A 630-nucleotide genomic window follows, 5' to 3' on the forward strand; every position below is an offset into this window, starting at 1 on the left:
CTTGATTGTCAATAAAGGCAATGATGAGGCATTGGCCAAATTCAGCACAGCCATGAACGAACTGAAGGCCGACGGTACGCTGAAAAAACTGGGCGAACAATTCTTCGGAAAAGACATCAGTGTTAAATAATTTCCTTGCCTCTCTGCCGTTTATGACGGAAACACGCGCTGATATGCTCATCAGCGCGTTTTGGCCTATGGTCAAAGCCGGCTTTATAGTATCTCTTCCTCTGGCGATTGCTTCTTTCGTTATCGGTATGATTATTGCTGTAGCCGTTGCTTTGGTAAGAATCATGCCACCTGGTGGAATTCTTCAAAAAATTCTACTTAAAGTGGTTGAATTCTATATTTCTGTCATTCGTGGAACACCGCTTTTAATACAACTAGCAGTGGTCTTCTATGGTCTGCCATCTGTTGGTATTTATATCGACCCGATTCCTGCCGCCATCATCGGTTTTTCGCTCAACGTTGGTGCATACGCTTCCGAAACCATACGCGCGGCAATTTTGTCCGTACCTAAAGGTCAATGGGAAGCTGGTTTCTCCATCGGTATGACCTATATGCAGACATTCCGCCGCATTGTCGCTCCGCAGGCATTCCGCGTTGCCGTACCGCCTTTGAGCAATGAAT

Annotated in this window: 1 protein-coding gene and 1 pseudogene; both read left to right on the forward strand. The window is 46.0% G+C overall.

The features are described from left to right. Positions 1 to 130: pseudogene (locus tag ACTHUM_RS17395) on the forward strand (amino acid ABC transporter substrate-binding protein); the annotation flags it as partial. After that, the coding region (locus tag ACTHUM_RS17400; protein WP_440403610.1) for an amino acid ABC transporter permease at positions 120 to 630 on the forward strand (511 nt) is incomplete at its 3' end. The pseudogene ACTHUM_RS17395 and the gene ACTHUM_RS17400, both read left to right, overlap by 11 nt.

The organism is Neisseria sp. P0021.S006, assembly GCF_051956895.1.